Source organism: Streptomyces sp. NPDC055239 (genome assembly GCF_053606205.1).
Genome location: NZ_JBSGRD010000010.1, coordinates 269759 through 293089 on the forward strand (window position 1 = coordinate 269759; position 23331 = coordinate 293089).

The window sequence follows — 23331 nt, forward strand, 5'->3', positions numbered from 1 at the left end:
CGAGGGCTACTTCGCGTCCGCGTAGCACTCCACCACGGCGACGGTGAACGGGAAACGCACCGGCGTCTCGCCGAACGTTATGCGCCCCGCCAGGTCCCCGGCCGCGCGGATCGCCGCCGTGACCGTCTCCGCCTCCTCCTGCGGGCAGTGCACGATGACCTCGTCGTGCTGGAAGAAGACCAGCTCGGCGCGGAGTCCGGCCGCGGCGATGGACTGGCGCAGCGCGGCCAGCATCAGCAGGGCCCAGTCGGCCGCGCTGCCCTGCACGACGAAGTTGCGGGTGAAGCGGCCGCGGGCACGGGTGTTGGAGGAGGCGTACCCCGGAGTGAACTCGCCGTCCTGGGACGGGGACGGGGACGCGAGATCGGCCGGGTCGTCCTGCGGGATGCCCGCCTCGTCGAAGTCTCCCGCTCCGGCCGCCGGAGGGCTCGTACGACCCAGCCAGGTCCGTACGAGTCTGCCGTCCTCGCCCGCCTTCGCCGCGTCGTCGACGTACGCGACGGCGGCGGGGAATCTGCGGCGCAGTGCCGCCAGGTTCTTCAGGCCGTCGCCCGAGGTCTGCCCGTACACGGCGCCGAGGAGTGCGATCTTGGCGTGGTCGCGGTCGCCGGAGAACGCGCGGTCCGAGAGGCGGGTGTAGAGGTCCTCGTGGCTCCCGGCCACTTCCATCAGGCCCCGGTCGCGGGAGATCGCGGCGAGGACGCGCGGCTCCATCTGGTCGGCGTCGGCGACGACGAGCCGCCAGCCGGGGTCGGCGACGACCGCACGCCGGATGATCTTGGGGATCTGCAGCGCGCCGCCCCCGTTCGTCGTCCAGCGGCCGCTGACGGTGCCGCCCGGGGTGTACTCGGGCCTGAAGCGGCCGTCACGCACCCAGTCCTGGAGCCAGCTCCAGCCGTGCGCCGTCCAGATCCGATACAGCTTCTTGTACTCGATGAGGGGCCGCACGGCGGGGTGGTCGATCTCCTCGAGCTCCCAGCGCCGGGTGGACTTGACCCTGATGCCGGCCTGCGCGAAGGCCTTGATGACGTCGTTGGGCAGGTCGGGGCGGACGCGGCGGCCGAAGGCGGCGGAGATCTCGTCGGCGAGCTCGGCGAGGCGGCGGGGCTCGGCCGCTCCCGCGTTCCTGCCGCCGCCCGCATACCGCTCGCCGAGGAGCTCGGTGAGCAGGGCGTGGTGGACGTCGGCGCGCCAGGGCAGGCCCGCCACGTTCATCTCGGCGGCCACCAGCATCCCGGCCGACTCGGCCGCCGTGAGCAGCCGCATCCTGCCGGGGTGCTCGGCGGCCCCGTGTCTTCGCTGCTGCGCCGCGTACACCTCCAGGAGGGCGTCGAAGGGCAGGGACGTCACGGGGGAGGGCTCGAAGAGGGAGTCCTGGGCGCCGGGAGCTGCCGCTCTGGGGGGAGGGTCGTTCGGTACGGGGGCGTTGTGCAGCCGGGCCCAGGCGGCCGCGGCCGAGCGGGGTTCGCCCAGGCGGCCCTCGTGACCGAGGAGGAGGAGCTCGGCGTCCTCGATGTCGTAGCAACGCTCCACGCGGACGCCCGCCGTGAGCAGTGCGGGGTAGATCTCGGCGGTGGAGCGCCAGACCCAGCGGCTCGTGCCGGGTCTCGCGCGCACGGCTCCGGCGAGGTCCGGCTCGTGCAGGGTCGGTCCTGAGGGCAGGCCGTCTTCTCCGAGGGGGGCGAGGGTGGCGCCGCCGGTCTCGGTGGGGGCGAGGGCCCACCTCTCTGTCATGTGAGTGAGTCTCGCAGCCACCACTGACAATTCCGCGGAAGGCTTTGCGGGGGTGGGGTGGGGGTGGGAGTGGGGGAGCCGTACGGAAGGGGATGGGAGCCGTACGGAAAGGAAGGGAGAAGGGGCCTCAGTAAAGAAGGAAGGGGCCTCAGTACAGAAGGGAGGAGTGGCCTCAGTGGCGTCGTGCCCCCAGCAGTCCCGACCCCACGCCGACCACCGCGCAGATCCCCGCAGCCAGCCCCACCATCCCCCACGGAACCACCAATCCCGCCGGTGCCGACAGCCGTGCCAAGCCCGCGCTCAGAGTGCCCAGGTTGAGCAGCGTGACCGCCAGGCCCAGTACCGCGCCCACCCCCACCGCAAGGAGCGACTCCCCGGCGATCACCATCCGCACCTGCCGCCGCGTGGCCCCTGCCATCCGGAGCGACCGCAGCTCAGGGCCCCGTACCGATGTCGCCATCAGCAGGGTTCCGGCCAGGGAGATGGCCGTGTAGATGAGGGCTATACCCAGCAGTACCAGCAGCCCCAGCCGTGTCTGCGGCTTCGTCGCCGGGTGTGTGTCCGCAAGCCACTCCTCCGCCGACCGCACCCGAACACGCCCCTCGCCCGCATCCTCCCCCGCACCCTCGCCTCCACGCGCACGCTCTCGCAGCGCTCCCGCCACCTCGTCCCGGTCCGCCCCCGCCCGCAGCCCCACGTCGATACGGTCCACCGGCGCGGTCACCGACCCCACCCCCGCGTTCGCCGCCGTCACGTACGCCCCGTTGTCCCCCGTCCCCCGCGCGAGCACCGCGACGATCCTCAGCCGCGCGGGCCTGCCGTCCCCGAGCCACACATCGACCCGCTCACCCACCCGCCGCCGCTCCCACTCCTCGTTGACGACGATCGACCGGTCGTCGAGGTCACGTACGTCCCCCGCCACCACCGGAAGCCGCGACACAGAGGCGAACGCCGCCGGATCACTCACCGCCCGTGCTTCCGAGCGGACCAGCGCCGAGCCCTCCTCCCGTACGAACACGGCCGTCGACGCCGATGAAGCGGCCACCGCCACCCCGTCCACCGACCTGAGCTGTCCGAGAGGGCTCAAGTCCTCGCCGGTCAGGACCAGTTCGGCCCTTGTACGTTCCCTCGCCTCCGCCGCCCGCGCCTGTCCCGACGTCTCCGCCGAGCCGAGCAGCGAGCCCGCGAGCGCCACCGTCACCAGGACCGGCGCGGCGACGGCCGCGGTGCGCCGCACCGACGCGGCGGAGTTCTCGCGGACCAGGAGACCGACGGCGCCGGGAAGACGGACGGCACGCAGTACGGGACGTACGAGAAGGGGAGTGAGTGCGGCGAGTGCGGTGATCAGGATCATCGGCTGGGTGGTGTACGTCTTCCGCTTCATCAGCGCGGCCGGATCGGTCCACAGGGTCAAGCCGAGCAGCCCGATCCCCGCCGCCAGGAGCGCGCCCCCGACGATCCGCCGGCTCCACGGCATGACGCCGGTGTCGACGGACGCGTCCCGCAGCGCCTCGACGGGACCCACGCGCCCCGCCCGCCGGGAAGCGGTCCACGCACCCGAGAAGGCGACCAACACCCCGACCCAGAAGGCGAGATGGTACGGCCACACGGCCCCGCCGATCCCGAACCACTCCGGTGCGATCTCGGCGTCCACAAGGATCCGGGCAAGCACCGGCGCACCCCATGCCCCCAGCGCACACCCCGCCCCGGAGGCCACGACCCCGACCGCGAGCGCCTCCGCGAGCAGCATCCTGCGCACCTGCCCGGGTGTCGCTCCTGCCAGTCGGAGCAGCCCGAACTCCCGCCGCCGCAGCGCCACCACGAAGGCGAAGGTGGAAGCGGTGACGAATACGGAGACGAACGCGGACACCCCGCCCGCCGTCCCCAGGAACGAGTTCACCGCCACCAACGCCTCCGCGTCCTGACCCGGCTCCGGATCGGCCAGCCGCCGGTCACCTCCGGTGAGGACACGGGCTCGCGTCCCGACGGTCTCCCGCACCTCATCGGCCGGAGCGTCCACGCCCACCGCATCTCTCTTCACCCCGTCCAGTCGGACAGGGCCGAGGCGTCGAAGCTCGCGCAGAAGTTCGATATCCACAGGGTGTGGATGAATGAGCGGCTTGGTCACATGGCCTGTGTTCGGGCCTCGTTCTACCGGGACAGTCAGGGTGTTCTGCCCCATAACGACCACGGCGGAGTCGGCGAACCGCACGGGTTCCCGCTCCGGCGCGCTGAATGTCGAGGCGAGCCCGAGCCCCATCGCGGCGGTCAGCGCCACGCCGAGCGCGACAGCGACGAACGCGCCGAGCAGGCCGGCCCAGCGGGTACGGAGGGAGGCGAGGAACATCACCGGCCACCCGCGCCGATCATCGAACCGGCACCCGCGCCCGCGCCTGTGCCCGCAGTCACGGGGCCCGGCTGCTCCAGGCCCGCCATTCGCCGGGCCACCTCCCCCGCATCCGGCGCGAGCAACTCGTCGGCCACCCGACCGTCCACCAGGAACACCACCCGGTCCGCGTACGACGCCGCCACGGGATCATGCGTGACCATCACCGTGGTCTGCCCTTCGGTGTCGACCAACTCCCTCAAGAGCAGCAGCACTTCGCGACTGGTCGTCGTATCGAGCGCGCCGGTCGGCTCGTCGCCGAAGAGGACCGCGGGGCGTGTGACCAGCGCCCGCGCCAGTGCCACCCGCTGCTGCTGACCGCCCGAGAGCTCCCCCGGCCGGTGCCGGGAACGGTCGGCGAGGCCCACCCGGGCCAACGCGTCGCGCACCTCCGTACGCGACGGTCTGCGCCCCGCGAGCCGTAGCGGCAGGGCGACATTCTGGGCGGCGGTCAGTGACGGGAGGAGGTTGAAGGACTGGAAGACGAAGCCGATGCGGTCCCTGCGGAGCAGGGTCAGCCGCCGCTCGCTCAGCCCCGTCAGCTCCGTTCCGCCCACCTCGACCGTTCCGGAGGTCGGCCGGTCGAGACCCGCGGCGCACTGCAGCAGCGTCGACTTGCCGGATCCGGACGGCCCCATGATCGCGGTGAAGGTCCCGGCGCGTATCGCGAGGTCGACGCCGTCGAGGGCGGTCACATCGCGGTAGGCGCGGCGGACGGCGGTGAGTCGTACGGCAGTTGAGTCTGTGGCTGAGTCCATGTCTCAACCCAACCGTCCGCCGCCCCGCCGGGCACGACCACTGGGGGGCGTCCTGGGGGTAGGGCCAGCCATACCCTTGACGTATGGATCCGGTGACCGAGGTGATCGACAAGGCGTTCGCGGCAGCGTTGTACGCGGCCGGCGACGAGGGGCTCGACACCGGCGCGTCCCTCCTCGCGGCTGCCCCGGAGACCGACGCGGAGCTGTGGCGCAGGGGCGAGGAACTGGTTGCCCGCGCGTGGGAGCGGGGCTGGCAGCCCGCGGACGTCATACGCATGGTCGGCCGCGCCCAGGACGACACCGCCCACGGGGTCGACCGGGTTCTGGTGGTGCGGTTGGCCGCCGAGGTGATCACGACGCAGACCGGGCGGTACGGGGATACTCTCCCGCCGCGTTGGCAGGCGCAGCTCGCCGAGTTCGGTCCCTGCCAGGACAGCCGTCCGAAGTCGGATCGCTTCTCCCAGGCCACCGCCGCCCTCGCCCTCTACCGTCTTCTTCTGCGCCTCCCCTCGATCGAGCCGGTGGGTCCCGCCCCCGGCACCCCGCTCCACGCGCCGCCGCCTCCCGGCCACGAGGAGCCCCGCATCCTCACCCGTATCCGTGCCCTCCTGGCGAAGGCCGAGGCCACCGGGTTTCCCGAGGAGGCGGAGGCGCTCACCGCCAAGGCGCAGGAGCTGATGGCCAGGCACACCATCGATGAGGCCCTGCTCGCGTCCCGTACGCATGCCAAGGACACTCCGGGGGCCTGCCGTATCGGCGTGGACGCCCCGTACGAGACGGCGAAGGCGATCCTCCTGGACGCGGTGGCCACCGCGAATCGCTGCCGCGCGGTGTGGAACGAGGCGTACGGCTTCTCGACCGTCGTCGGCTTCGAGCCCGACCTGGAAGTGGTCGAGCTTCTCCACACCTCTCTCCTCGTGCAGGGGACGGCTGCGATGACGAAGGCGGAGGCCGGGCAGCGGGCGGGGGGCCGGAAGCGTACGAAGACGTTTCGGCAGGCGTTCCTGCTGGCGTATGCGAATCGTCTCGGGACGCGTCTCGCCGCGGCGGCGGAGGATGTCGCCGTGGGGTCCCCGGACGCGGGGGAGCTGTTGCCCGTCCTCGCTGCCCGGGATGTGGCCGTCACTTCCCATGCCGAGCGGATGTTTCCGGAGACGACCACTACGCGGGTGCGGGGCGTCACCGACCATGAGGGCTGGGCCCATGGGACCGCGGCGGCGGATGAGGCGCAGGTGCGGGCGGGGCGGCGGCGGCTCGCCTAGGGCGTGCGGGTGGCCCGGGGTGCCGCCTGGCCGAACGGACCTTTCCCGCCCACCCGCCCGTTACCCCGCAGTCTTACCTGAACGAACAAGCCCTTCCCGCCCACCCGCCCGATTGCCCCGGGTCGGCTTGTGGGCGGCCAGGCAGGGAGGGGACAGGCGCCCCCGCACCGGCAGGGACCGCCGCCCCCCTCAGCCCGATATGCCCCGTATCATCACAGAGTGACCTGGCTTCGGGCGCTGAAGGAGACCACCCGCTCGGGGTTGACCGTCGAGCGGAAGCGCCTCGAACCCCTTATCGCCCTCCGGGGTGCGGCCGGCCTCGCCATCATCATCGGCGTAAGCCTCACCCTCTTCGGCCCGGCCGTAGCCGCCAGCTCCGCCTTCGGGGCCTTTCAGGCCGCCATCGCCACCTTTCAGCGCAGCTGGCGTCCCCGCCCGGAACTGGCCCTGGCCTCCGGCACGAGCCTCGCCGTCTCCACCTTCCTCGGCTACCTCACCGGCTCCCACACCCTCCTCTTCCTCGCCCTCCTCTCCCTGTGGACCTTCCTCTCGGGGCTGAGCTGGGCCGCGGGCCCGACCATCGGCATCATCGCCTCGTCCAACGTCGCGATCATGCTGGTCACGGTCACCCTCCCCGGCTCGCTCGCCGCCGCCGCCGGACACGCCGCGATGATGGTGGTGGGCGGCGCGGTCCAGGCCGCCCTCGTGGTCCTGTTCCCCGTACGCAGATGGGGCGCCCACAGAGACGCCCTCGCCGACGCGCTCGCGGCCGAGGCCGACTACGCCCGCCGCCTGCGCCACGACCCCCACGCCGACTTCGACCCGGAACCCCTGATGGCGGCCCGCGACGCGGCGACCGTCACCCCGCGCCAGGCCCGTAGCCGCCCCGCCGAACTACACGGCGCCCGCGGCCTCGCGGAACGCATCCGGCCGGTACTCGCCTCCCTTGCCGACCCGGCGGTGGGCGTACCGGAAGAGGGGCCCGAGCGCGACCGCGTACGCGAGGTCCTGGCCGCGGCGGGCGCGATCCTGGACGCGGCGGCCAGGGCGATCCGGCAGGGCGAACCGGTGAAGATCCCACCCGCGGCCGTGGCCACCCTCCAGACCCCGGACACCGGAGCGATCCTCACGGGCCCGGCACAGAGAGCGGCGAAACGCCTGGCCGCACTACTGCGCGACGTCGTCGAAACAGCAGGCAAGCCCCCCGACAAGGCCGCAGCCCTCACCGCCACAGCGGGCAGCACCAAGACCACAGGAACAGCGGGAGCAACCCCGACCCCCACCCCCGTCCCCCTCCTCCGCCCCACCTTCCCCGCCCTGCTCCCCGCAGCCCTCCGCGCCATGAGGGCCGAGCTCCGCCGCCGTCACGAATCCCCCGTCACCCGCCACGCGATCCGCGTCACCGCGGTGGCCGCCGCCGGATACCTCCTGGGCACCTGGCTTCCCCTCGGCCACGGCTACTGGGCCCCCATGGCCTCCGTCATGATCATGCGGCCCGACTTCTCGCAGACGTACTCCCGCGCGGTGGCCCGTTTCGGCGGCACCCTCGTGGGTGTCGCCCTGGCCACGGGCCTGGTGCAGCTGGCGAGCCCCGGTACCGAGCTCTCCGCGGCGCTCGCCGTGCTCTGCGCCGGAATGATGTATCTGCTGATGCGTACGGGGCAGGTCGCGGCCCAGGCCTGCGTGGCCGCGTACGTCGTGTTCCTGCTCGGGATGGGCGGCGAGCAGTGGACGCAGACCGTGCCGGAACGCGTCGTCCTCACGCTCCTCGGCGGTGTCCTCGCGATGATCGCGTACGCCGTGTACCCGGCTTGGGAGACCCCGCGCCTGCGCAACCGCCTGGCCGGCTGGCTGGTGGCGGACGGCCGTTACGCCGCAGCCGTCGTCAGCCGTTACGCCGACCCCACCGGAAGCTCCTGCCCGGATGTCCGCGCGGCGCTCCTCGCCGCCCGCGACGCCCGTATCGCCTGGCAGGAAGCCGTGGCCCGCGCCAAGCACGAACCGGTGCGCCACCGCGGCCTCTCCCGCGCCGCGGCTGCCGACGCCGAGGAGGTCCTAGCTCAACTCGGCCGCGTGGCCATGCTGATGGAGGCCCACCTCCCGGACCGCGACGCGACCCCCGTCCCCGCCGCCGACCACCTCGCGGAAGCCCTGCGCAAGTCGACGGAGGACGGCGCGAAGGCGGTACGCGAACGCCGCGTCCCGAAGTGGGAAGCCGTACGCGAGGCCCTCGACGCGTGGGACGGCGACGGTGTCCCCGACCGGGTCGTACGCAGAGGAGCGACCCTCCTTCTCGCGACTCTCCAGGAACTGTCGGACGCCCTGGACACCGCACCTCCGCCCATGCTGGTGGACGGCTCGGAAACAGGTACCGGTGCAGGTGCAGGTGCAGGTGCAGGTACAGGTCCGGGTACGCAAGCGAAAGCAGACAGCGGACCGCAGGACCCCGAACAAGGTCCCACGGCCCGCTAGCCGTTCAACACGTGAGGCAACACGTGAGGCAACACCTCAGGACTGCGGAAGCCCCGCCGTAGGCAGCCCCTCCGGCAGCTTCCCGCCCTCGGTCCGCCTGAACTGGTCCTTGCCCGCACCCTGCCAAGAGACCGTCATCGACGTCTTGTCGACCGACTCGATCGTGCCCTCGGTGCGACCCGAGTCGCCCTTGGCGCACTTGAGGGTGACCTTCTCACCGCCGGCGGTCCCACTGCACAGGACGTTCTCGCCGAGCAGCGTCGCCTGCTTCCCCGCGATGACAAGCGCGAGCGGATTCCCGTCGGCGGTGGCGACCCAGCTGCCCTCGGAGCTGCCGTCCTTGGCGCCACCCTCGTCCGGCGCATCGGACCCGTCGGACCCGGCAGAGGCGCCCGCCGAGCTCTTGTCCTTGCCCGCGTCACCGCCGTTCCCGCCGTCCCCACCATCGCCGCCGTCACTGCTGCAACCGGTCAGGACAAGGGCGGCGACAAGACCCGCGGCCGCGGCACCGATACGTACGTTCCGGACGTGCATGCGCACTGAAGTCCCCCTACATGACGCCCTACGGCATGACGCTGTACGGCGGTCGGATCAGGTCGGTGAATCGCGCGCCAAGCTACCAGGACGACTTGCGCACCCCGGGAAGGAATCCGGCGTGCGCTTGGTCACGCAGTTTCACCCTGGAGAGGCCGAACTTGCCTACGTAACCGCGTGGGCGGCCGTCGACGCTGTCCCGGTTGCGTACGCGGGTCGCGCTCGCGTCCCGCGGCTGTCGCGCCAACTCGGCCTGGGCGGAATGCCGTTCGGCCTCGCCCGTGCCGGGCCTGCGGAGGATCTCCTTCAGCTCTGCCCGCCGCACGGCGTACCGGGCGACGATCTCGCGCCGCTTCTCGTTCTTCGCGATCTTGCTCTTCTTGGCCATCAGACCCTCACTCCACGCGCACGGATCCTGGCGACGGCGGCCTCGATGCCGATGGCGTCGACGGTCTTGATGCCCTTGGTGCTGAGCCGCAGCCGTACGTGGCGGCCCTCGCTCGGCAGCCAGTAGCGCTTGCGCTGGACGTTGACGTCGAACCGGCGTGACGTGCGCCGGTGCGAATGGGAGATCTGGTTGCCGAAGCCCGGCGTGGCGCCGGTCAGCTGGCAGTGGGCGGACAAGGTGACGCACCTCTCGGTCGTGGGGGCGAGATCCCCTGCGGAAACCGTTTTGAAAACGGGAATCATTTTCATACACTAGCCCCATGGCTCGCAACGAACTCCGCCCCGTCATCAAGCTCCGGTCCACGGCCGGCACCGGCTACACGTACGTGACCCGCAAGAACCGCCGTAACGACCCCGACCGCGTGACGCTGCGCAAGTACGACCCGGTCGTCGGCCGCCACGTCGATTTCCGAGAGGAGCGCTGACCGCCATGCGCAAGGACATCCACCCGCCGTACGGCCCCGTCGTCTTCCGCGACAAGTCCGCCGGCTTCGCCTTCCTCACCCGGTCCACCGCGATCAGCGAGAAGACGGTCGAGTGGGACGACGGGCGCACCTACCCCGTCATCGACGTCGAGGTCTCCTCCGCGAGCCACCCCTTCTACACGGGCACGGCCAAGGTCCTGGACACCGCGGGCCGCGTGGAGCGCTTCGAACGCCGATACGGCGCGCGGTGAACCCGGCGGAGACAGGCACAGGCATGGGCATGGGCATGGGCATCGACATGGACATCGCGATCGTCGGCGGGCTGCACTCCGACGCCCGCAAGGAGGCCGTCGAGCGGCTCCTCGCCACCGTTCCGGGGAGCGTGGCGCTCCATCACGACCTGGCGACGGCCGTGCACGGCACAGTCGTACGTACGGTGCGCGACGCCACCGGAGTGCTCTCCACCGGTGAGGCGCCCCTGGTCAACGACTGTGCGTGCTGCGCCCTGCGCGAGGACCTGGTGCCCGAGCTCGAACGGCTCGCGGACTCCGGCCTCACGCGGCTCGCGGTCGTCGAGCTGTGGGACTCCGTCGAGCCCAAGGCGATGGCCGAGGTGATCACGGCGCACGTGCGCGAGGGGCTGCGGCTGAGCGGCGTGATCACGGCTGTCGACCCGGCGCTCCTTCTGCCGTACCTCGGCAACGGCGATGACCTGACGGAAGCCGGGCTCGCCGCGGCCGCCACGGACCAGCGCACGGTCGCCGACACCTGGGCCCGCCAGCTCGAGTACGCGCCCGTGCTCGCCGTCGCGGACTCTCCCGAAGCCGACGACGAGGACCGCGCGCTCCTCGCCCAGCTCCACCCGACTGCCCGTCAGGTCCCGATCAGCGGTCATGGGGACCTGGCGGGCGCCGCGCTCGCCGGATTCGACGTCGAGGCGGCCGCCGCCGCCCAGCATCCGTCCTGCGCGCTGCTGCCGACCGACGCGGACGAGGCGGGGGTAGCCACCCTCGTATGGCACCGGGAACGGCCCTTCCACCCGGAGCGGCTCTACCAGGCCCTGGAGGACCTGACCTGCGCCGCGGCCCGTAGCCGCGGCCGGTTCTGGCTCGCCGACCACCCGGACACGCTGCTCGGCTGGGATGCGGCGGGCGGTGCGCTCTGCGTAGAGAGCGCGGGGCCGTGGCTGGCCTCGCTGCCGGACGCGGCGTGGGAGATGGTGCCGCCGGTGCGGCGTGCGGCGGCGGCCCTCGACTGGCATCCCGAGCACGGCGACTGCTGCCAGCACCTGGTCTTCACCTCGCCGGGCCTGGACCGCGAGGGCCTCGAAGAGGTCCTCGAATCCTGCCTCCTGACGGACGAGGAGTACGCCGCGGGGCGCGACGCCTGGAAGCACTTGCCCCCTGCCTTCGACACCCTCCTGGAGGTCTGAATGTCCCCCCGCAAGCCGTCCCCACGCGTCCAGAAGCCGCGCCCCAATCCACTGGGCCCCGCGAAAATCACGTACATCGACTACAAGGACACGGAGTTGCTCCGCAAGTTCATCTCGGACCGGGGGAAGATCCGCTCCCGGCGGGTCACCCGTGTCAGCGCCCAGCAGCAGCGACTCCTTGCCCGCGCGATCAAGAATGCGAGGGAGATGGCGTTGCTGCCGTACGGCTCGGCTCGCTGAAGCGTGCCGCCCCGCCCCGGACCGGACAGAATCGGACCGAACCGGACCCGCAGGACGCTCCCCGTCTACCCGACAGGGAGCGTCCTGCTTTTTGTCGTGTTTTTGTCTTGCGGGCGCGCAGGTCAAGATTCATCCGGTCCGTTACCTGAACGTTGGAACACATAGGGCGCGGTACGCGTCTTTTCTTAGTACGCGAGCTAAGTACGCGAACTCGGTGCGCCCACCTGGCTCGCGAAGCGCCGACCCGGAGACCCCGCCCGACGATCAGTTCGCATGTCACGCGGGGACCTGGGCAGGTGCTGACAGGGATGCTGACAGAGCTGTAATCAAGGGAACACCCCGCGTGCACGTGCATCTGCCCATGCATCGGCATATGAACACAGCTATGATCCGAGACAGTTGACCACTGCATCTAAGGCCACCACATCAGGAACTGCAGCATCGGGGAGCGACTGTGCACCACGTGTTTAACGGCATGGCCGCCACGGAGCTTCACGGGGTGGTCTGGCAGAAGAGCAGACACAGCAACTCGCAGGGAGCCTGCGTGGAGTTCGCGAAACTGCCCGGCGGCGACGTCGCCGTACGCAACTCGCGGTTCCCCGACGGTCCGGCGCTCGTCTATACGCGCGCCGAGATAGAGGCGATGTTGCTCGGGATGAAGGACGGGGATTTCGACCACCTGATAGGTGGTTAGCACCCCACGACAGCCGGCCGGTCCCACTAAGCCAGCTGGAACAACGCCCACACGACCTTGCCCCGCAGTGCGCCCGCGAGCGGGTGCCAGCCCCAGCTGTCGCTGAACGAGTCCACCAGGAACAGACCGCGTCCCGACTCGGCCGAGAAGTCGTCGTCCGTCTCGCGCGCGACCGGACTGTCGTCACTGGGATCACGCACCGCGCACACCAGACGCGAGGTCCAGCACATCAAGTGCAGCCGCACGGGCGGGCGCTGGTCGCGCGGGGTGTCCGAAGGCAGGGCGTGCCGCAGGGCGTTGGTGACCAGTTCGGAGACGACGAGGGCGATGTCGTCGAAGCGCTCTTCCAGTTCCCACTGACACAGCGTCTTGCGGGTGAACTGCCGTGCGCTGCTGACCGCTTCATAGCGGGCGGGCAGGGAGCAGGACGCCGCGCTGGAGACCGCTGAGGGGTCGAGTGGGGGAAGCCCCTGCCGTAACGGCTCGAGCATGGTCGATCCATTCGTCCCCATGCGAGGCACTCCCCGGTTTCGCGGTACATAGCGATGGAGCGGTGGTGCGGTCAGTACAGCAACGCCGACGCATCGGTACAGCTCGGTCCGACGGTCATACAGCAACGTCGCGCTGTCCATGGTTCCGAATGCGTACAGCAGATGCAAGGGCAGATGCACGTGCACGCGCCGGACTTGCTAGTTCCCGTGCTACTTCTTGCCCATTTCTTCCTACGACTTCTTGTGGAGACCTTCCCAAGTCTTTCCGTTTCTGTAACCGAACGAGTACGGCCTGAAGCGTTTAATGGCAGACTGCTGGCTTCCAAGTGATGGGGAGGGTTGAGCGAAGTGACCGCAGGGGAGTCGAGCGGCTCGGTCGTACGGCGCATGCTCCTTGGCTCGCAACTCAGGCGCCTGAGGGAATCGCGCGGCATCACCCGTGAAGCGGCCGGCTACTCGATCCGCGCATCCGAATCGAAGATCAGCCGCATGGAGTTGGGACGGGTGAGCTTCAAGTCCAGGGACGTCGAGGACCTGTTGACGCTGTACGGCGTCACCGACGATGCCGAGCGGGTCGCCCTGCTCTCGCTCGCCAAAGAGGCCAACCTCACCGGCTGGTGGCACAGTTACTCGGATGTCCTGCCTGGCTGGTTCCAAACATACGTGGGGCTCGAAGGCGCCGCCTCGCTCATCCGCGTCTACGAAGTCCAGTTCGTCAACGGCCTGTTGCAGACCGAGGCGTACGCGCACGCGGTCGTCTCGCGCGGCATGAAGGGCGCCAGCGAGGCCGACATCGATCGCCGCGTCGCCCTGCGCCTCGAGCGCCAGAAGCTGCTCATCTCCGAGCGTGCGCCCAGTTTCCACTGCGTACTCGACGAAGCGGCCCTCCGACGTCCGTACGGAGACCGGGAAGTGATGCGTGGTCAGATTCAGCATCTGATCGACATCTCAGAACGGCCGAATGTCACTCTTCAGATCATGCCGTTCAGCTTCGGAGGGCACTCGGGCGAGAGCGGAGCGTTCACCATGCTGCGCTTCCCGGAATCGGACCTCTCGGACGTCGTGTACGTGGAACAGCTGACGGGAGCCCTGTACCTCGACAAGGCGGAGGAAGTCGGCCAGTACGAGCGGGTGGTGGGCCAACTGCAGAGCGACAGCCCGAATCCGGCCGATAGTCGCGACCTTCTCCGTGGTCTGCTCCAACTCATCTGAGACGTCAGTACGATGACGGGCATTCTGATGTCTGAACAGACGGCGGCAAGGGGTCTCATGTCCTTCTTCACTGACCTGGCTCACCAGTACATCGACGGTGAGTGGAAGGCCGGTACCGGCTCCTGGGACATCATCAACTTCAACCCGTACAACGGGGAGAAGCTGGCGTCGATCACCGTCGCGACGGCCGACGAGGTGGACCAGGCCTACCGAGCGGCTGACCGCGCCCAGAAGGAGTGGGGCAGGACAAGCCCTTACGCCCGGCGTGCGGTCTTCGAGCGTGCCCTGCGCATCATCGAGGACCGTGAGGAAGAGATAGCCGAGGCCATCGTCGCCGAGCTGGGCGGCACCCGGGTCAAGGCCGCCTTCGAGATCCACCTGACCAAGGAATTCCTGCGCGAGGCGGTCAACTTCGCGCTGCTTCCCGAGGGCCGCATCCTGCCGTCGCCCGGTGCGGACAAGGAGAATCGTCTCTTCCGCGAGCCGGTGGGCGTGGTCGGGGTCATCAGCCCCTTCAACTTCCCGCTTCTCCTCTCCACCAAGACGATCGCCCCGGCGATCGCCCTCGGCAACGCGGTGGTGCTCAAGCCGCACCAGAACGCCCCGGTGACGGGCGGTGGCCTCCTTGCGAAGGTGTTCGAGGACGCGGGCCTTCCGGCCGGCGTACTGAACGTGGTCGTCACCGACATCGCCGAGATCGGTGACGCGTTCATCGAGCACCCGGTGCCGAGCGTCATCTCCTTCACCGGCTCCGACCGCGTGGGCCGCCATGTCGCCATGGTCTGCGCCTCGCACTTCAAGCGGTCGATCCTGGAGCTCGGCGGCAACAGCGCCCTTGTCGTCCTGGACGACGCGGACATTGACTACGCCGTGGACGCGGCGGTCTTCAGCCGCTTCGTGCACCAGGGGCAGGTCTGCATGGCCGCCAACCGCGTGCTCGTGGACCGGTCCATCGAGGCGGAGTTCACCGAGAAGTTCGTCGCCAAGGTCGCGTCCTTGAAGGTCGGCGACCCGGCGGACCCGGCGACCCACATCGGCCCGCTGATCAACTCCTCGCAGGCCGACGCGGTGACGAAGGTCGTCGACCAGGCGGTGGCCGCGGGCGCCAAGGCCCTCCTGCACGGCCGCACCAAGGGCAACCTCGTGGCGCCCACCGTCCTGACGGACCTGCCCGCTGACTCCCCGGTCCTGCGCCAGGAGATCTTCGGCCCGGTGGCGCTGCTCGTGCCCTTCGACGGCGAAGAAGAGGCCGTACGCATCGCCAACGACACCCCGTACGGGCTCAGCGGCGCCGTCCACACTGCCGACATCGAGCGCGGCGTGCGGTTCGCGCGGCGGATCGACAGCGGCATGTTCCACGTGAACGACGGCACCGTGCACGACGAGCCGATCGTGCCCTTCGGCGGCGAGAAGCGCTCGGGCACCGGGCGCCTCAACGGCGAGTCGACGGTGGAGGCGTTCACCACGCAGAAGTGGATCTCGGTGCAGTACGGGCGCTCCCAGTTCCCGTTCTGAGCACGCATCTGCGTATGTCATGACTCCCGGACCCTTGCGGACAGAAGCTGACCGCAAGGGTCCGTAACGTCAGTGGTGTCGAAAAGCCGGAAGGCCGGAAAGCCCGGCAGGCTCCACAGGCTCGGAGAGGCGGACCCATGGTCACCCACGTCAACGCAGAGGCCCCCGGCGACGAGCGCGGCGCGCTGCTCGCCTTCCTCGACGCCGAGCGCGGCGGCATCCGGCGGGCCCTGATCGGCCTGACCGACGAGCAGGCGGCGACCAGGCCGAGCGCCAGCGAGCTCTCGCTCTCCGGGCTGCTCAAGCATGTCGCGGAGGTCGAGGAGAGCTGGATCTCGCGGGCGAAGGGCGTCGACCCCGCGGTCGAGCGCACCGAGGCGAACTGGGACGAGTGCTTCCGCCTCGTCGAGGGCGAGACGGTCGAGTCGGTCCTCGCGTACTGGGGTCAAGTGGCCGACCGTACCGAGGAGTTCATCCGCTCCCTGCCCACCCTCGACGAGACCTTCGCGCTCCCCGATCAGCCGTGGTTCCCGAAGGAGGACGTGTCGATGCGGTGGGTGTTGCTCCGCCTGATCAGCGAGGTGTCCCGGCACTCGGGCCACGCCGACATCATCCGCGAGTCCCTCGACGGCAAGACGGCCTTCGAGCTGGTGGCACTGGAGCGCGGCGAAAGCTGGGGTTAGGGCTGGGGCGACAGCCGGGGCTGGAGCCGGGGCTAGAGGGAGCCGCGCAGTTCCTCGGCCCGCAGTAGCTCGTCGCGCACCGACTGCCGCTCATCCTCCGTGAGCTGGACCCCTTCGACCCGGTCGAGCCACTCGGCCGGGCGCTCCGGCTCGCCCAGCTGTGCGGCCATCTCGGCCCGCACGACGTACAGCTTCACCAGCAGTGCGGGGGCGGGGGTGCCGTCTCCCGCCAGCGCGTGGTCGATGATGCGGGCGGCGACCGCGTGGTCCTCCTTGGACTCGCCCAGGAGTACGGCCTGGTGCAGGGCGCGTGCGTACCGCTCCTTCGGCACCGCTGAGTGCTCGAAGGACTCGGCGACAGGCTGTCCGACCCGGATGCAGTTGCCCGCGGGGTCCGACATCAGGAACTGCCGCATCCCGTAGCTCATGTCCTTCAGGGCGCCGATGCGGGGCAGGCCGCGGGTCGGTATCCGCCCGAGGGTCTGCTTGAGGCCGGTTCGGAAGGAGGCGTGGAGGGCGTCCACGTCGTCGGTGACGACGTAGCAGGAGCTGTAGGACTCCTTGGGGTCGTAGCCCTTCATACGGAAGAACTGGAACTGCATGTCGCCGCGCTCGACGACGCCGTACTGGTAGGGGCTTTTCTGGTGGAAGGTCACCTCGAAGCCGATGGCTCTGTAGAAGTCGAGGGTCTCGTCGAGCTCGTGGCAGGGGAACAAGGGGATCATTGTCTCGGCCATACCGCTACTCTAATCAAAGTTGATTAGGAGGAGGTGTCTTTTTATGTCGGCGATCCGACTCCTTGTCCTCGGTGCCGTCCGTCAGCACGGGCGGGCCCACGGCTATCAGGTGCGCAACGACCTGGAGTACTGGGGCGCCCACGAGTGGTCCAACGCGAAGCCCGGCTCGATCTACCACGCGCTGAAACAGATGGCCAAGCAAGGCCTGCTGCGCGCGCACGAGATCGCTCCGTCGACGGCGGGCGGCCCGCCGCGCACGGAGTACGAGATCACGGAGGCGGGCACCGAGGAGTTCCTGACCCTGCTCCGGTCCAACCTGGTCTCGTACGACCAGCGTCCTGACATGCTCACGGCGGCGATCGGATTCATCGTCGAGCTGCCCCGCGACGAGGTGGTCGATCTGCTGAGGCAGCGGGTGCGGAGCATCGAGGAATGGCGCGGGTCCGTCACGGAGCACTACATCCCCGAGGACGGCCCGGAACAGCTCGGGCACATCGGCGAGATCATGAACTACTGGGTGCACACGGCCGACGGGGGCGTGGAGTGGGCGCACGGCCTGATCCGGCGGATCGAGGGCGGGGCGTACACGTTCGCGGGGGAGGGTGACCTGTTCGTGGGCGTCCTCGCCGAGGGGGAGGAGAACCCGTACGCGACGGGGGAGCCGCATGTCGAGGACGATCACTGATCAAGTTTGACTAACCTTGCGTTCGGGGATACCTTCCTTCGCGTCACCCTTGTAGTCAAGTTTGATTACAGGGTAGCCGGGGCTCGGAGGGAGACGGATGACGGACGCGATCGTCGTCGAGGGCGCACGGAAGCGGTACGGGGAGAAGTGGGCGCTCGACGGTCTCGACCTGGCGGTCGGGCGCGGCACGGTGCACGGCGTGCTCGGCCCGAACGGCGCGGGCAAGACCACCGCGGTGCGGGTGCTCGCCACGCTGCTGCGGGTGGACGAGGGACGGGTGGAGGTGGCCGGGTTCGACGTGCGGCGCAGGCCCGACGAGGTGCGCAGGCGCATCGGCCTGCTCGGCCAGCACGCGGCCCTCGACGAGGAGTTGAGCGGGCGGCAGAACCTGGACATGTTCGGGCGGCTGTACCACCTGGGTGCCCGGCGCGCGGGCGTGCGGGCCGAAGAGCTCCTGGAGCGCTTCGGGCTCGGGGACACGGGGCGCAAGGCGGTCAAGCAGTACAGCGGCGGCATGCGGCGCCGCCTCGACCTCGCCGCCTCGCTCATCACGGAACCCGATGTGCTGTTCCTCGACGAGCCGACGACGGGCCTCGACCCGCGGGGCCGTACGGAGGTCTGGGATGCGGTGCGCTCACTGGTCGACGGCGGTACGACGGTGCTGCTCACCACGCAGTACCTCGAAGAGGCGGACCAGCTCGCCGACCGCATCTCGGTGATCGACCGGGGCCGTGTCATCGCGGCCGGCACTGCGGACGAGCTGAAGTCGAAGACGGGCGGCGACCGGATCGACGTGGTGGTGCGGGACGCGGGCCAACTTGACCGTGCGGCCCGCCTGCTGCCCGGCGTCGCCACACTGGACGCGGACCGGCGCCTGGCCAGCGCGCCGGTGGCGGACCGGATGGAGGCGCTCACCGAGGTCGTACAGGCCCTGCGGGACGCCGGTGTCGACGCGGAGGACATCGCGGTGCGCAGGCCGACCCTGGACGAGGTGTTCCTGCGCCTGACGGGCCGTGCTGATGCAGGGGGTCCTGCCCAGGATCAGGAACGTACGAAGGAGACCGTGTGAGCGCGACTACGAGCACGGGGGCGACCAGCCCCGTACCGGTGGCCGGCGGTGCGCCCGTCAGGTGGGCCGCGGTCGACTCATGGACCATGACGCGGCGCGAACTCGCGCACTGGGCGCGGCAGCCCGTGCAGGTGCTCGTCGGCCTGGTCTTCCCGGTGATGCTGCTGCTGATGTTCAACTACCTGATCGGCGGTGGAAAGGGCATCGCGGGTGACTACGCCGAGTTCCTGGTGCCCGGCATGTTCGCGCTGACCATGGCCTTCGGCCTCGACGCGACGATGGTCGCCGTCACGCAGGATCTCAACAAGGGGGTGGTCGACCGCTTCAGGTCCATGCCGATGACCAACGGGGCCGTCCTGGTGGGGCGTTCGGTCGCGGACATGCTCCAGTCGCTCGCCTCGCTGCTCGTCATGATCGGCGTCGGGCTCGCGATCGGCTGGCGCTGGCACGGCTCGTTCGGTGCGGCCGTCGGCGCGGTCGGCCTGCTGCTCCTGCTGCGGTTCGCGATGCTGTGGATCGGCATCTACCTGGCGATGGTCGCGGGCAGGCCGGAGCTTGTCGTGGCCGTGCAGGTCCTGGTCTGGCCTGTCGGCTTCCTCTCCAACGCCTTCACGGTCCCGCAGAACATGCCGGGATGGCTCGGCGCCGTGGTCGAGTGGAACCCGATGTCGGCGACGGCCACCGCGGTCCGTGACCTGTTCGGCAACGACCCCGGGGTGGTGGGTACTTCATGGGCCGCCGAGCACGCGGGCCTGATGGCCGTGGTGTGGCCCGTGGTCCTTGTGGGGGCGTTCATGCCGCTGGCGGTGCGGAGGTTCGGAGCCCTCAGTAAGTAATGACGCCGATGACGCCGATGACGCCATGCGGCCTCTAGGGCACTAGGGCACTAGGCCTCTAGGGCCCTAGTGGTGGAACCCCGTCGCCGCGCCCTTGTCCCGGGTCATCGGGTGCGGCTGGTTGCGCAGTTCGGGCAGCAGGCTGCTCAGGTCCGCCAGGAAGAGCGCCGCGAGGTCCGCCGTGAAGCCGTTGCGGCAGACCACGCGGAGGACCGCCAGATCCTCGCGATGCGCCGGGAAGGTGTACGCCGGCACCAGCCAGCCCCGCTCGCGAAGGCGCCGGGACACGTCGAAGACGTCGTACGCCTTCACGTCCTCCAGCGTCGTGAAGGCGAACACCGGCAGCTCGTCGCCCCGGGTGATCAGCCGGAAGTCGCCGAGCGCCTCGATGCGGTCGGCGAGGCCGCGGGCGACGTTCCGTGCCGCCTCCTGGACGGCGCGGTAGCCCTCCCGGCCCAGGCGCAGGAACGTGTAGTACTGCGCGACGACCTGAGCCCCTGGCCGGGAGAAGTTCAGTGCGAACGTCGGCATGTCACCGCCGAGGTAGTTCACGCGGAAGACCAGCTCCTCCGGCAGCGCCTCCTCGTCCCGCCACAGCGCCCAGCCGACGCCCGGATAGACCAGGCCGTACTTGTGGCCCGACGTGTTGATCGACGCCACCCTCGGAAGCCGGAAGTCCCACTCCAGGTCCTCGTCGAGGAACGGCGCCACCATCGCGCCGGACGCGCCGTCGACGTGCACGGGGATGTCGAGCCCCGTGTGCTCCTGGAGGTCGTCGAGGGCCGCGCAGAGCTCGGCCACCGGCTCGTACGACCCGTCGAAGGTGGAGCCGAGCACCGCCACGACACCGATCGTGTTCTCGTCGCAGAGCTCGGCCGCGGCCGCCGGATCGAGGTGGAACCGGTCGCCCTCCATGGGGATCTGGCGCGCCTCGACCTCCCAGAAGTTGCAGAACTTCTCCCAGCAGACCTGGACGTTGACGCCCATGACGAGGTTGGGGCGCACGGTGGGCGACGGGTAGCGGTCGATGTTCCGCTTGGCGTTGGTCCAGCGGCGCTTGAGCGCCATACCGGCGAGCATGCACGCCTCGCTCGACCCGGTCGTCGAACAGCCGACGGCGCCCATCGGGTCCGGCGCGTGCCACAGGTCGGCGAGCATGGCCACGCAGCGCCGCTCCAGCTCGGCGGTGTGCGGGTACTCGTCCTTGTCGATCATGTTCTTGTCCCGGCACTCGCCCATGAGGACACCGGCCTGCGGCTCCATCCACGTCGTGACGAAGGTCGCGAGGTTGAGGCGTGAGTTGCCGTCCAGCATCAGCTCGTCGTGCACCAGCTGGAACGCCGTCATGGGCGGCAGCGGCCCGTCGGGGAGGCGGTGCTTCGGCGGCGCCTCGGTCATGCCGCTGACCGGGTTGGCCTCCCCGTAGAAGGGGTTCACCGAGAGGGTGCGCTTCGCGGGCTGTTCGGGGCCCGGGTGTTGGCGGGGCATGGGCGGTCTCCTCGTGGCTGAGGTTTTCTATCCCTGTGTGTCCCTGTCTGTTCCTGTCCTTGCAGGCGCGTACTCCCTACCTGCTGGCGAGAATATGGCCGTCGGCCGGGTTCTGCACTTGCACCTCACGCGGCGTGAGGAATCAGGCTGAAACGCGTACCGAGAACGCGTACCGAGAGGGAGGGCGGGAGCCATGGGCTACTCCGTGGGACAGGTGGCCGGTTTCGCCGGAGTGACGGTGCGCACGCTGCACCACTACGACGAGATCGGCCTGCTCGTGCCCAGCGAGCGCAGCCACGCGGGCCACCGGCGCTACAGCGACGGAGACCTGGACCGGCTGCAGCAGATCCTGTTCTACCGGGAACTCGGCTTCCCCCTCGACAAGGTGGCGGCCCTCCTGGACGACCCGGATGCGGACCCGCGCGCGCACCTGCGCCGCCAGCACGAGCTGCTGACCGCCCGGATCACCAAGCTCCAGGAGATGGCCGCCGCCGTCGAGACCGCCATGGAGGCGAAGAAGATGGGCATCAACCTCACGCCCGAGGAGAAGTTCGAGGTCTTCGGGGACCACGACCCCGACCAGTACGCGCAGGAGGTCGAGCGGCGCTGGGGCGACACCGACGCCTACAAGGAGTCGCAGCGCAAGGCCGCCTCGTACACCAAGGAGGACTGGCAGCGGATCAACGACGAGTTCGCCGCGGTGCACGCGCGCGTGGCCGATCTGCTCTCCCGGGGCCTGCCCGCGGACTCCGACGAGGCGATGGACGTGGCGGAGGAACACCGCCGCTTCATCTCGCGCTTCCACTACGACTGCTCGTACGAGACCCACACCTGCCTCGGCGAGATGTACGTGGCGGACGAGCGGTTCACGGCCACCTACGAGGCCATCCGCCCCGGACTGGCCGTCTACCTGCGGGACGCGATCCTCGCGAACGGGGTGCGGAACAGCTGAGAGGTACCGGCAGGGGAGCTGACCGGTAAGGGGCACCCGGCTGTGGCGGGTGCCCCTTACTTTCGCTAGTTTCGCGTCACTGCTCCTGCACGATCACGACCGCCGTGCCGTAGGCGCACACCTCTGTCCCCACGTCCGCGGCCTCGGTGACGTCGAAGCGCATCATCAGGACCGCGTTGCCGCCACGCGCGCGTGCCTGCTCGATGAGGCGTTCCATGGCCTGGTTGCGGGTCTCCACCAGCGTCTTCGTGAGGCCCTTCAACTCGCCGCCGATCATGGACTTCAGGCCGGCGCCGATCTGGCTGCCCAAGTGCCGGGAGCGCACGGTGAGGCCGAAGACTTCACCGATAACCTGTTGTACGCGGTATCCCGGTACGTCGTTCGTCGTCACGACCAGTACGTCGGAGTGCGGATCGGTGCCGCCGCCGAAATCTTCGATACCCATGGCACACAGCTTTGTCCCAGATCCCGCACAGCGCACTCTGGGAAGGGCGGTGGAACCTGGGCACGTCACCTCACGTTGATAGCTTTGGGCGGCCGTCCCCGCCGCATCGCCCTCTCACCCTCAGGAGCCCGGAACCGTGACGACGCTTGCGCTCGGACCAAGCTGGCTGGACCCGGACTACCTTCTGAACACGTTCGGGGTCTGGGGCCTGCTCGCGATTGTCTTCGCCGAGTCCGGCCTGCTCATCGGCTTCTTCCTGCCGGGTGACTCGCTGCTGTTCACGACGGGTCTGCTGATCACGACGAAGCAGCTGGACTTCCCGCTCTGGCTCTGTGTGGTCCTCATCTGCGTCGCCGCGATCCTCGGCGACCAGGCGGGCTACCTCTTCGGCAAGAAGGTCGGCCCCTCGCTCTTCAACCGCCCGGACTCCAAGCTGTTCAAGCAGGAGAACGTGGCCAAGGCGCACGAGTTCTTCGAGAAGCACGGCCCGAAGTCCCTGATCCTGGCCCGCTTCGTGCCCATCGTGCGGACGTTCACGCCGATCATCGCGGGCGTCAGCGGCATGCGGTACCGCTCGTTCATCACGTTCAACATCATCGGCGGCATCCTGTGGGGCGCCGGCGTGACGATGCTCGGCGCGTGGCTGGGCAACATCGACTTCGTGCACAAGAACATCGAGGCGATCCTCATCCTGATCGTCCTGATCTCGGTGGTGCCGATCGCGATCGAGTTCCTGCGGGCACGCAGCAAGTCCAAGAAGGCCGCGGCGGCCGAGGGCGACGCCCCGGGGGATGCCCCGGCGTCGCGTGGCCGCCACGCCAAGCGGTAAGTACC

The 23331-nt window shown here is 69.8% G+C and carries 25 protein-coding genes; 15 read left to right on the forward strand and 10 right to left on the reverse strand.

All coding sequences use genetic code 11. From position 1 onward, the window contains the following. Positions 1-6: 6 nt before the first annotated feature. The 3 genes from ACWFRJ_RS29490 to ACWFRJ_RS29500 all read right to left on the reverse strand — a co-directional run bounded on the left by ACWFRJ_RS29490 (position 7) and on the right by ACWFRJ_RS29500 (position 4878). The gene (locus ACWFRJ_RS29490) at positions 7-1734 is read right to left on the reverse strand and encodes a bifunctional 3'-5' exonuclease/DNA polymerase (protein WP_453537375.1); all 1728 of its coding nucleotides are present in this window, start codon (positions 1732-1734) and stop codon (positions 7-9) included. A 172-nt stretch (positions 1735-1906) separates the two neighbouring features. Continuing rightward, positions 1907-4081, reverse strand: a complete 2175-nt coding sequence (locus ACWFRJ_RS29495) for an FtsX-like permease family protein (protein WP_453537378.1) — start codon at positions 4079-4081, stop codon at positions 1907-1909. Next, positions 4081-4878 carry an ABC transporter ATP-binding protein gene (locus ACWFRJ_RS29500; protein ID WP_453537381.1) on the reverse strand — a complete coding sequence of 266 codons (798 nt, stop codon included), beginning with the start codon at positions 4876-4878 and terminating at the stop codon, positions 4081-4083. The genes ACWFRJ_RS29495 and ACWFRJ_RS29500 overlap by 1 nt, the downstream gene beginning before the upstream one ends. 92 nt (positions 4879-4970) lie before the next feature. Here ACWFRJ_RS29500 and ACWFRJ_RS29505 point away from each other — a divergent pair, with 92 nt between their 5' ends. Further along, positions 4971-6140, forward strand: a complete 1170-nt coding sequence (locus ACWFRJ_RS29505; protein WP_453537661.1) for a DUF2786 domain-containing protein — start codon at positions 4971-4973, stop codon at positions 6138-6140. A 219-nt stretch (positions 6141-6359) separates the two neighbouring features. Beyond that, positions 6360-8612 (forward strand): FUSC family protein, encoded by a 2253-nt coding sequence (locus tag ACWFRJ_RS29510; protein ID WP_453537384.1) that lies wholly within the window; start codon positions 6360-6362, stop codon positions 8610-8612. 36 nt (positions 8613-8648) lie between these two features. On the opposite strand, the gene ACWFRJ_RS29515 is transcribed toward ACWFRJ_RS29510, so the two are convergent. The 3 genes from ACWFRJ_RS29515 to rpmB form a co-directional block, all read right to left on the reverse strand. Further along, on the reverse strand, positions 8649-9146 hold the full coding sequence (locus tag ACWFRJ_RS29515) for a hypothetical protein (RefSeq protein ID WP_453537386.1): 498 nt from the start codon (positions 9144-9146) through the stop codon (positions 8649-8651). An 82-nt stretch (positions 9147-9228) separates the two neighbouring features. Next, the gene (gene rpsN, locus ACWFRJ_RS29520) at positions 9229-9534 is read right to left on the reverse strand and encodes a 30S ribosomal protein S14 (RefSeq protein WP_453537389.1); all 306 of its coding nucleotides are present in this window, start codon (positions 9532-9534) and stop codon (positions 9229-9231) included. Next, positions 9534-9770, reverse strand: coding sequence for a 50S ribosomal protein L28 (rpmB, locus tag ACWFRJ_RS29525; RefSeq protein ID WP_453537392.1), 237 nt, complete (start codon positions 9768-9770; stop codon positions 9534-9536). Before rpmB ends, rpsN begins: the two co-directional genes overlap by 1 nt. An 83-nt stretch (positions 9771-9853) precedes the next feature. Between rpmB and rpmG the strand changes: the two genes are divergently transcribed. The 5 genes from rpmG to ACWFRJ_RS29550 all read left to right on the forward strand — a co-directional run bounded on the left by rpmG (position 9854) and on the right by ACWFRJ_RS29550 (position 12384). Beyond that, a complete protein-coding gene (rpmG, locus tag ACWFRJ_RS29530; RefSeq protein WP_383267870.1) occupies positions 9854-10018 on the forward strand; it encodes a 50S ribosomal protein L33 in 165 nt (54 codons plus the stop codon). A gap of 5 nt (positions 10019-10023) precedes the next feature. Beyond that, entirely contained in the window at positions 10024-10269 is a 246-nt protein-coding gene (locus ACWFRJ_RS29535; protein ID WP_453537395.1) for a type B 50S ribosomal protein L31, read from the forward strand. A gap of 47 nt (positions 10270-10316) precedes the next feature. Next, the gene (locus tag ACWFRJ_RS29540; protein WP_453537664.1) at positions 10317-11450 is read left to right on the forward strand and encodes a CobW family GTP-binding protein; all 1134 of its coding nucleotides are present in this window, start codon (positions 10317-10319) and stop codon (positions 11448-11450) included. Beyond that, complete coding sequence (gene rpsR / locus ACWFRJ_RS29545) at positions 11451-11690, forward strand: 30S ribosomal protein S18 (RefSeq protein WP_453537398.1); 240 nt, start codon at positions 11451-11453, stop codon at positions 11688-11690. A gap of 454 nt (positions 11691-12144) precedes the next feature. After that, complete coding sequence (locus ACWFRJ_RS29550; protein WP_383323480.1) at positions 12145-12384, forward strand: DUF397 domain-containing protein; 240 nt, start codon at positions 12145-12147, stop codon at positions 12382-12384. A gap of 26 nt (positions 12385-12410) precedes the next feature. Here ACWFRJ_RS29550 and ACWFRJ_RS29555 read toward each other — a convergent pair whose 3' ends face one another. Next, positions 12411-12896 carry an ATP-binding protein gene (locus tag ACWFRJ_RS29555; protein WP_453537402.1) on the reverse strand — a complete coding sequence of 162 codons (486 nt, stop codon included), beginning with the start codon at positions 12894-12896 and terminating at the stop codon, positions 12411-12413. A 327-nt stretch (positions 12897-13223) separates the two neighbouring features. Between ACWFRJ_RS29555 and ACWFRJ_RS29560 the strand changes: the two genes are divergently transcribed. From ACWFRJ_RS29560 to ACWFRJ_RS29570, 3 genes are all read left to right on the forward strand, one after another. Further along, complete coding sequence (locus ACWFRJ_RS29560) at positions 13224-14087, forward strand: helix-turn-helix domain-containing protein (RefSeq protein ID WP_453537405.1); 864 nt, start codon at positions 13224-13226, stop codon at positions 14085-14087. A gap of 57 nt (positions 14088-14144) precedes the next feature. Then, entirely contained in the window at positions 14145-15602 is a 1458-nt protein-coding gene (locus ACWFRJ_RS29565) for an aldehyde dehydrogenase family protein (protein ID WP_453537407.1), read from the forward strand. 137 nt (positions 15603-15739) lie between these two features. After that, positions 15740-16285 (forward strand): DinB family protein, encoded by a 546-nt coding sequence (locus ACWFRJ_RS29570; RefSeq protein ID WP_453537410.1) that lies wholly within the window; start codon positions 15740-15742, stop codon positions 16283-16285. 32 nt (positions 16286-16317) lie between these two features. On the opposite strand, the gene ACWFRJ_RS29575 is transcribed toward ACWFRJ_RS29570, so the two are convergent. Then, entirely contained in the window at positions 16318-17022 is a 705-nt protein-coding gene (locus tag ACWFRJ_RS29575) for a bleomycin resistance protein (protein WP_453537413.1), read from the reverse strand. 43 nt (positions 17023-17065) lie between these two features. Between ACWFRJ_RS29575 and ACWFRJ_RS29580 the strand changes: the two genes are divergently transcribed. The 3 genes from ACWFRJ_RS29580 to ACWFRJ_RS29590 all read left to right on the forward strand — a co-directional run bounded on the left by ACWFRJ_RS29580 (position 17066) and on the right by ACWFRJ_RS29590 (position 19612). Beyond that, positions 17066-17707, forward strand: a complete 642-nt coding sequence (locus tag ACWFRJ_RS29580) for a PadR family transcriptional regulator (RefSeq protein WP_453537416.1) — start codon at positions 17066-17068, stop codon at positions 17705-17707. 97 nt (positions 17708-17804) lie between these two features. Next, positions 17805-18776: an ATP-binding cassette domain-containing protein gene (locus ACWFRJ_RS29585; protein ID WP_453537419.1), complete on the forward strand. Its 972-nt coding sequence runs from the start codon at positions 17805-17807 to the stop codon at positions 18774-18776. Continuing rightward, the gene (locus tag ACWFRJ_RS29590; protein ID WP_453537422.1) at positions 18773-19612 is read left to right on the forward strand and encodes an ABC transporter permease; all 840 of its coding nucleotides are present in this window, start codon (positions 18773-18775) and stop codon (positions 19610-19612) included. Before ACWFRJ_RS29585 ends, ACWFRJ_RS29590 begins: the two co-directional genes overlap by 4 nt. Before the next feature lie 66 nt (positions 19613-19678). Here ACWFRJ_RS29590 and ACWFRJ_RS29595 read toward each other — a convergent pair whose 3' ends face one another. Continuing rightward, positions 19679-21100 carry a glutamate decarboxylase gene (locus ACWFRJ_RS29595; RefSeq protein ID WP_453537425.1) on the reverse strand — a complete coding sequence of 474 codons (1422 nt, stop codon included), beginning with the start codon at positions 21098-21100 and terminating at the stop codon, positions 19679-19681. A 193-nt stretch (positions 21101-21293) separates the two neighbouring features. Between ACWFRJ_RS29595 and ACWFRJ_RS29600 the strand changes: the two genes are divergently transcribed. Continuing rightward, positions 21294-22052 (forward strand): MerR family transcriptional regulator, encoded by a 759-nt coding sequence (locus tag ACWFRJ_RS29600; RefSeq protein WP_453537428.1) that lies wholly within the window; start codon positions 21294-21296, stop codon positions 22050-22052. A 76-nt stretch (positions 22053-22128) separates the two neighbouring features. Here ACWFRJ_RS29600 and ACWFRJ_RS29605 read toward each other — a convergent pair whose 3' ends face one another. Then, positions 22129-22497, reverse strand: coding sequence for a YbjQ family protein (locus ACWFRJ_RS29605; protein ID WP_453397058.1), 369 nt, complete (start codon positions 22495-22497; stop codon positions 22129-22131). Between the two features lie 136 nt (positions 22498-22633). Here ACWFRJ_RS29605 and ACWFRJ_RS29610 point away from each other — a divergent pair, with 136 nt between their 5' ends. Beyond that, complete coding sequence (locus tag ACWFRJ_RS29610; RefSeq protein WP_453537432.1) at positions 22634-23326, forward strand: DedA family protein; 693 nt, start codon at positions 22634-22636, stop codon at positions 23324-23326. Positions 23327-23331 lie beyond the last annotated feature (5 nt).

Bases quoted from the DNA above. Each gene is read 5' to 3' on its own strand.
- ACWFRJ_RS29490 (WP_453537375.1), bottom strand. From the start codon at position 1,734: ATGACAGAGAGGTGGGCCCTCGCCCCCACCGAGACCGGCGGCGCCACC.
- ACWFRJ_RS29495 (WP_453537378.1), bottom strand. From the start codon at position 4,081: ATGTTCCTCGCCTCCCTCCGTACCCGCTGGGCCGGCCTGCTCGGCGCG.
- ACWFRJ_RS29500 (WP_453537381.1), bottom strand. From the start codon at position 4,878: ATGGACTCAGCCACAGACTCAACTGCCGTACGACTCACCGCCGTCCGC.
- ACWFRJ_RS29515 (WP_453537386.1), bottom strand. From the start codon at position 9,146: ATGCACGTCCGGAACGTACGTATCGGTGCCGCGGCCGCGGGTCTTGTC.
- rpsN (WP_453537389.1), bottom strand. From the start codon at position 9,534: ATGGCCAAGAAGAGCAAGATCGCGAAGAACGAGAAGCGGCGCGAGATC.
- rpmG (WP_383267870.1), top strand. From the start codon at position 9,854: ATGGCTCGCAACGAACTCCGCCCCGTCATCAAGCTCCGGTCCACGGCC.
- ACWFRJ_RS29535 (WP_453537395.1), top strand. From the start codon at position 10,024: ATGCGCAAGGACATCCACCCGCCGTACGGCCCCGTCGTCTTCCGCGAC.
- ACWFRJ_RS29540 (WP_453537664.1), top strand. From the start codon at position 10,317: ATGGACATCGCGATCGTCGGCGGGCTGCACTCCGACGCCCGCAAGGAG.
- rpsR (WP_453537398.1), top strand. From the start codon at position 11,451: ATGTCCCCCCGCAAGCCGTCCCCACGCGTCCAGAAGCCGCGCCCCAAT.
- ACWFRJ_RS29555 (WP_453537402.1), bottom strand. From the start codon at position 12,896: ATGGGGACGAATGGATCGACCATGCTCGAGCCGTTACGGCAGGGGCTT.
- ACWFRJ_RS29565 (WP_453537407.1), top strand. From the start codon at position 14,145: ATGTCCTTCTTCACTGACCTGGCTCACCAGTACATCGACGGTGAGTGG.
- ACWFRJ_RS29570 (WP_453537410.1), top strand. From the start codon at position 15,740: ATGGTCACCCACGTCAACGCAGAGGCCCCCGGCGACGAGCGCGGCGCG.
- ACWFRJ_RS29575 (WP_453537413.1), bottom strand. From the start codon at position 17,022: ATGGCCGAGACAATGATCCCCTTGTTCCCCTGCCACGAGCTCGACGAG.
- ACWFRJ_RS29580 (WP_453537416.1), top strand. From the start codon at position 17,066: ATGTCGGCGATCCGACTCCTTGTCCTCGGTGCCGTCCGTCAGCACGGG.
- ACWFRJ_RS29585 (WP_453537419.1), top strand. From the start codon at position 17,805: ATGACGGACGCGATCGTCGTCGAGGGCGCACGGAAGCGGTACGGGGAG.
- ACWFRJ_RS29595 (WP_453537425.1), bottom strand. From the start codon at position 21,100: ATGCCCCGCCAACACCCGGGCCCCGAACAGCCCGCGAAGCGCACCCTC.
- ACWFRJ_RS29600 (WP_453537428.1), top strand. From the start codon at position 21,294: ATGGGCTACTCCGTGGGACAGGTGGCCGGTTTCGCCGGAGTGACGGTG.
- ACWFRJ_RS29605 (WP_453397058.1), bottom strand. From the start codon at position 22,497: ATGGGTATCGAAGATTTCGGCGGCGGCACCGATCCGCACTCCGACGTA.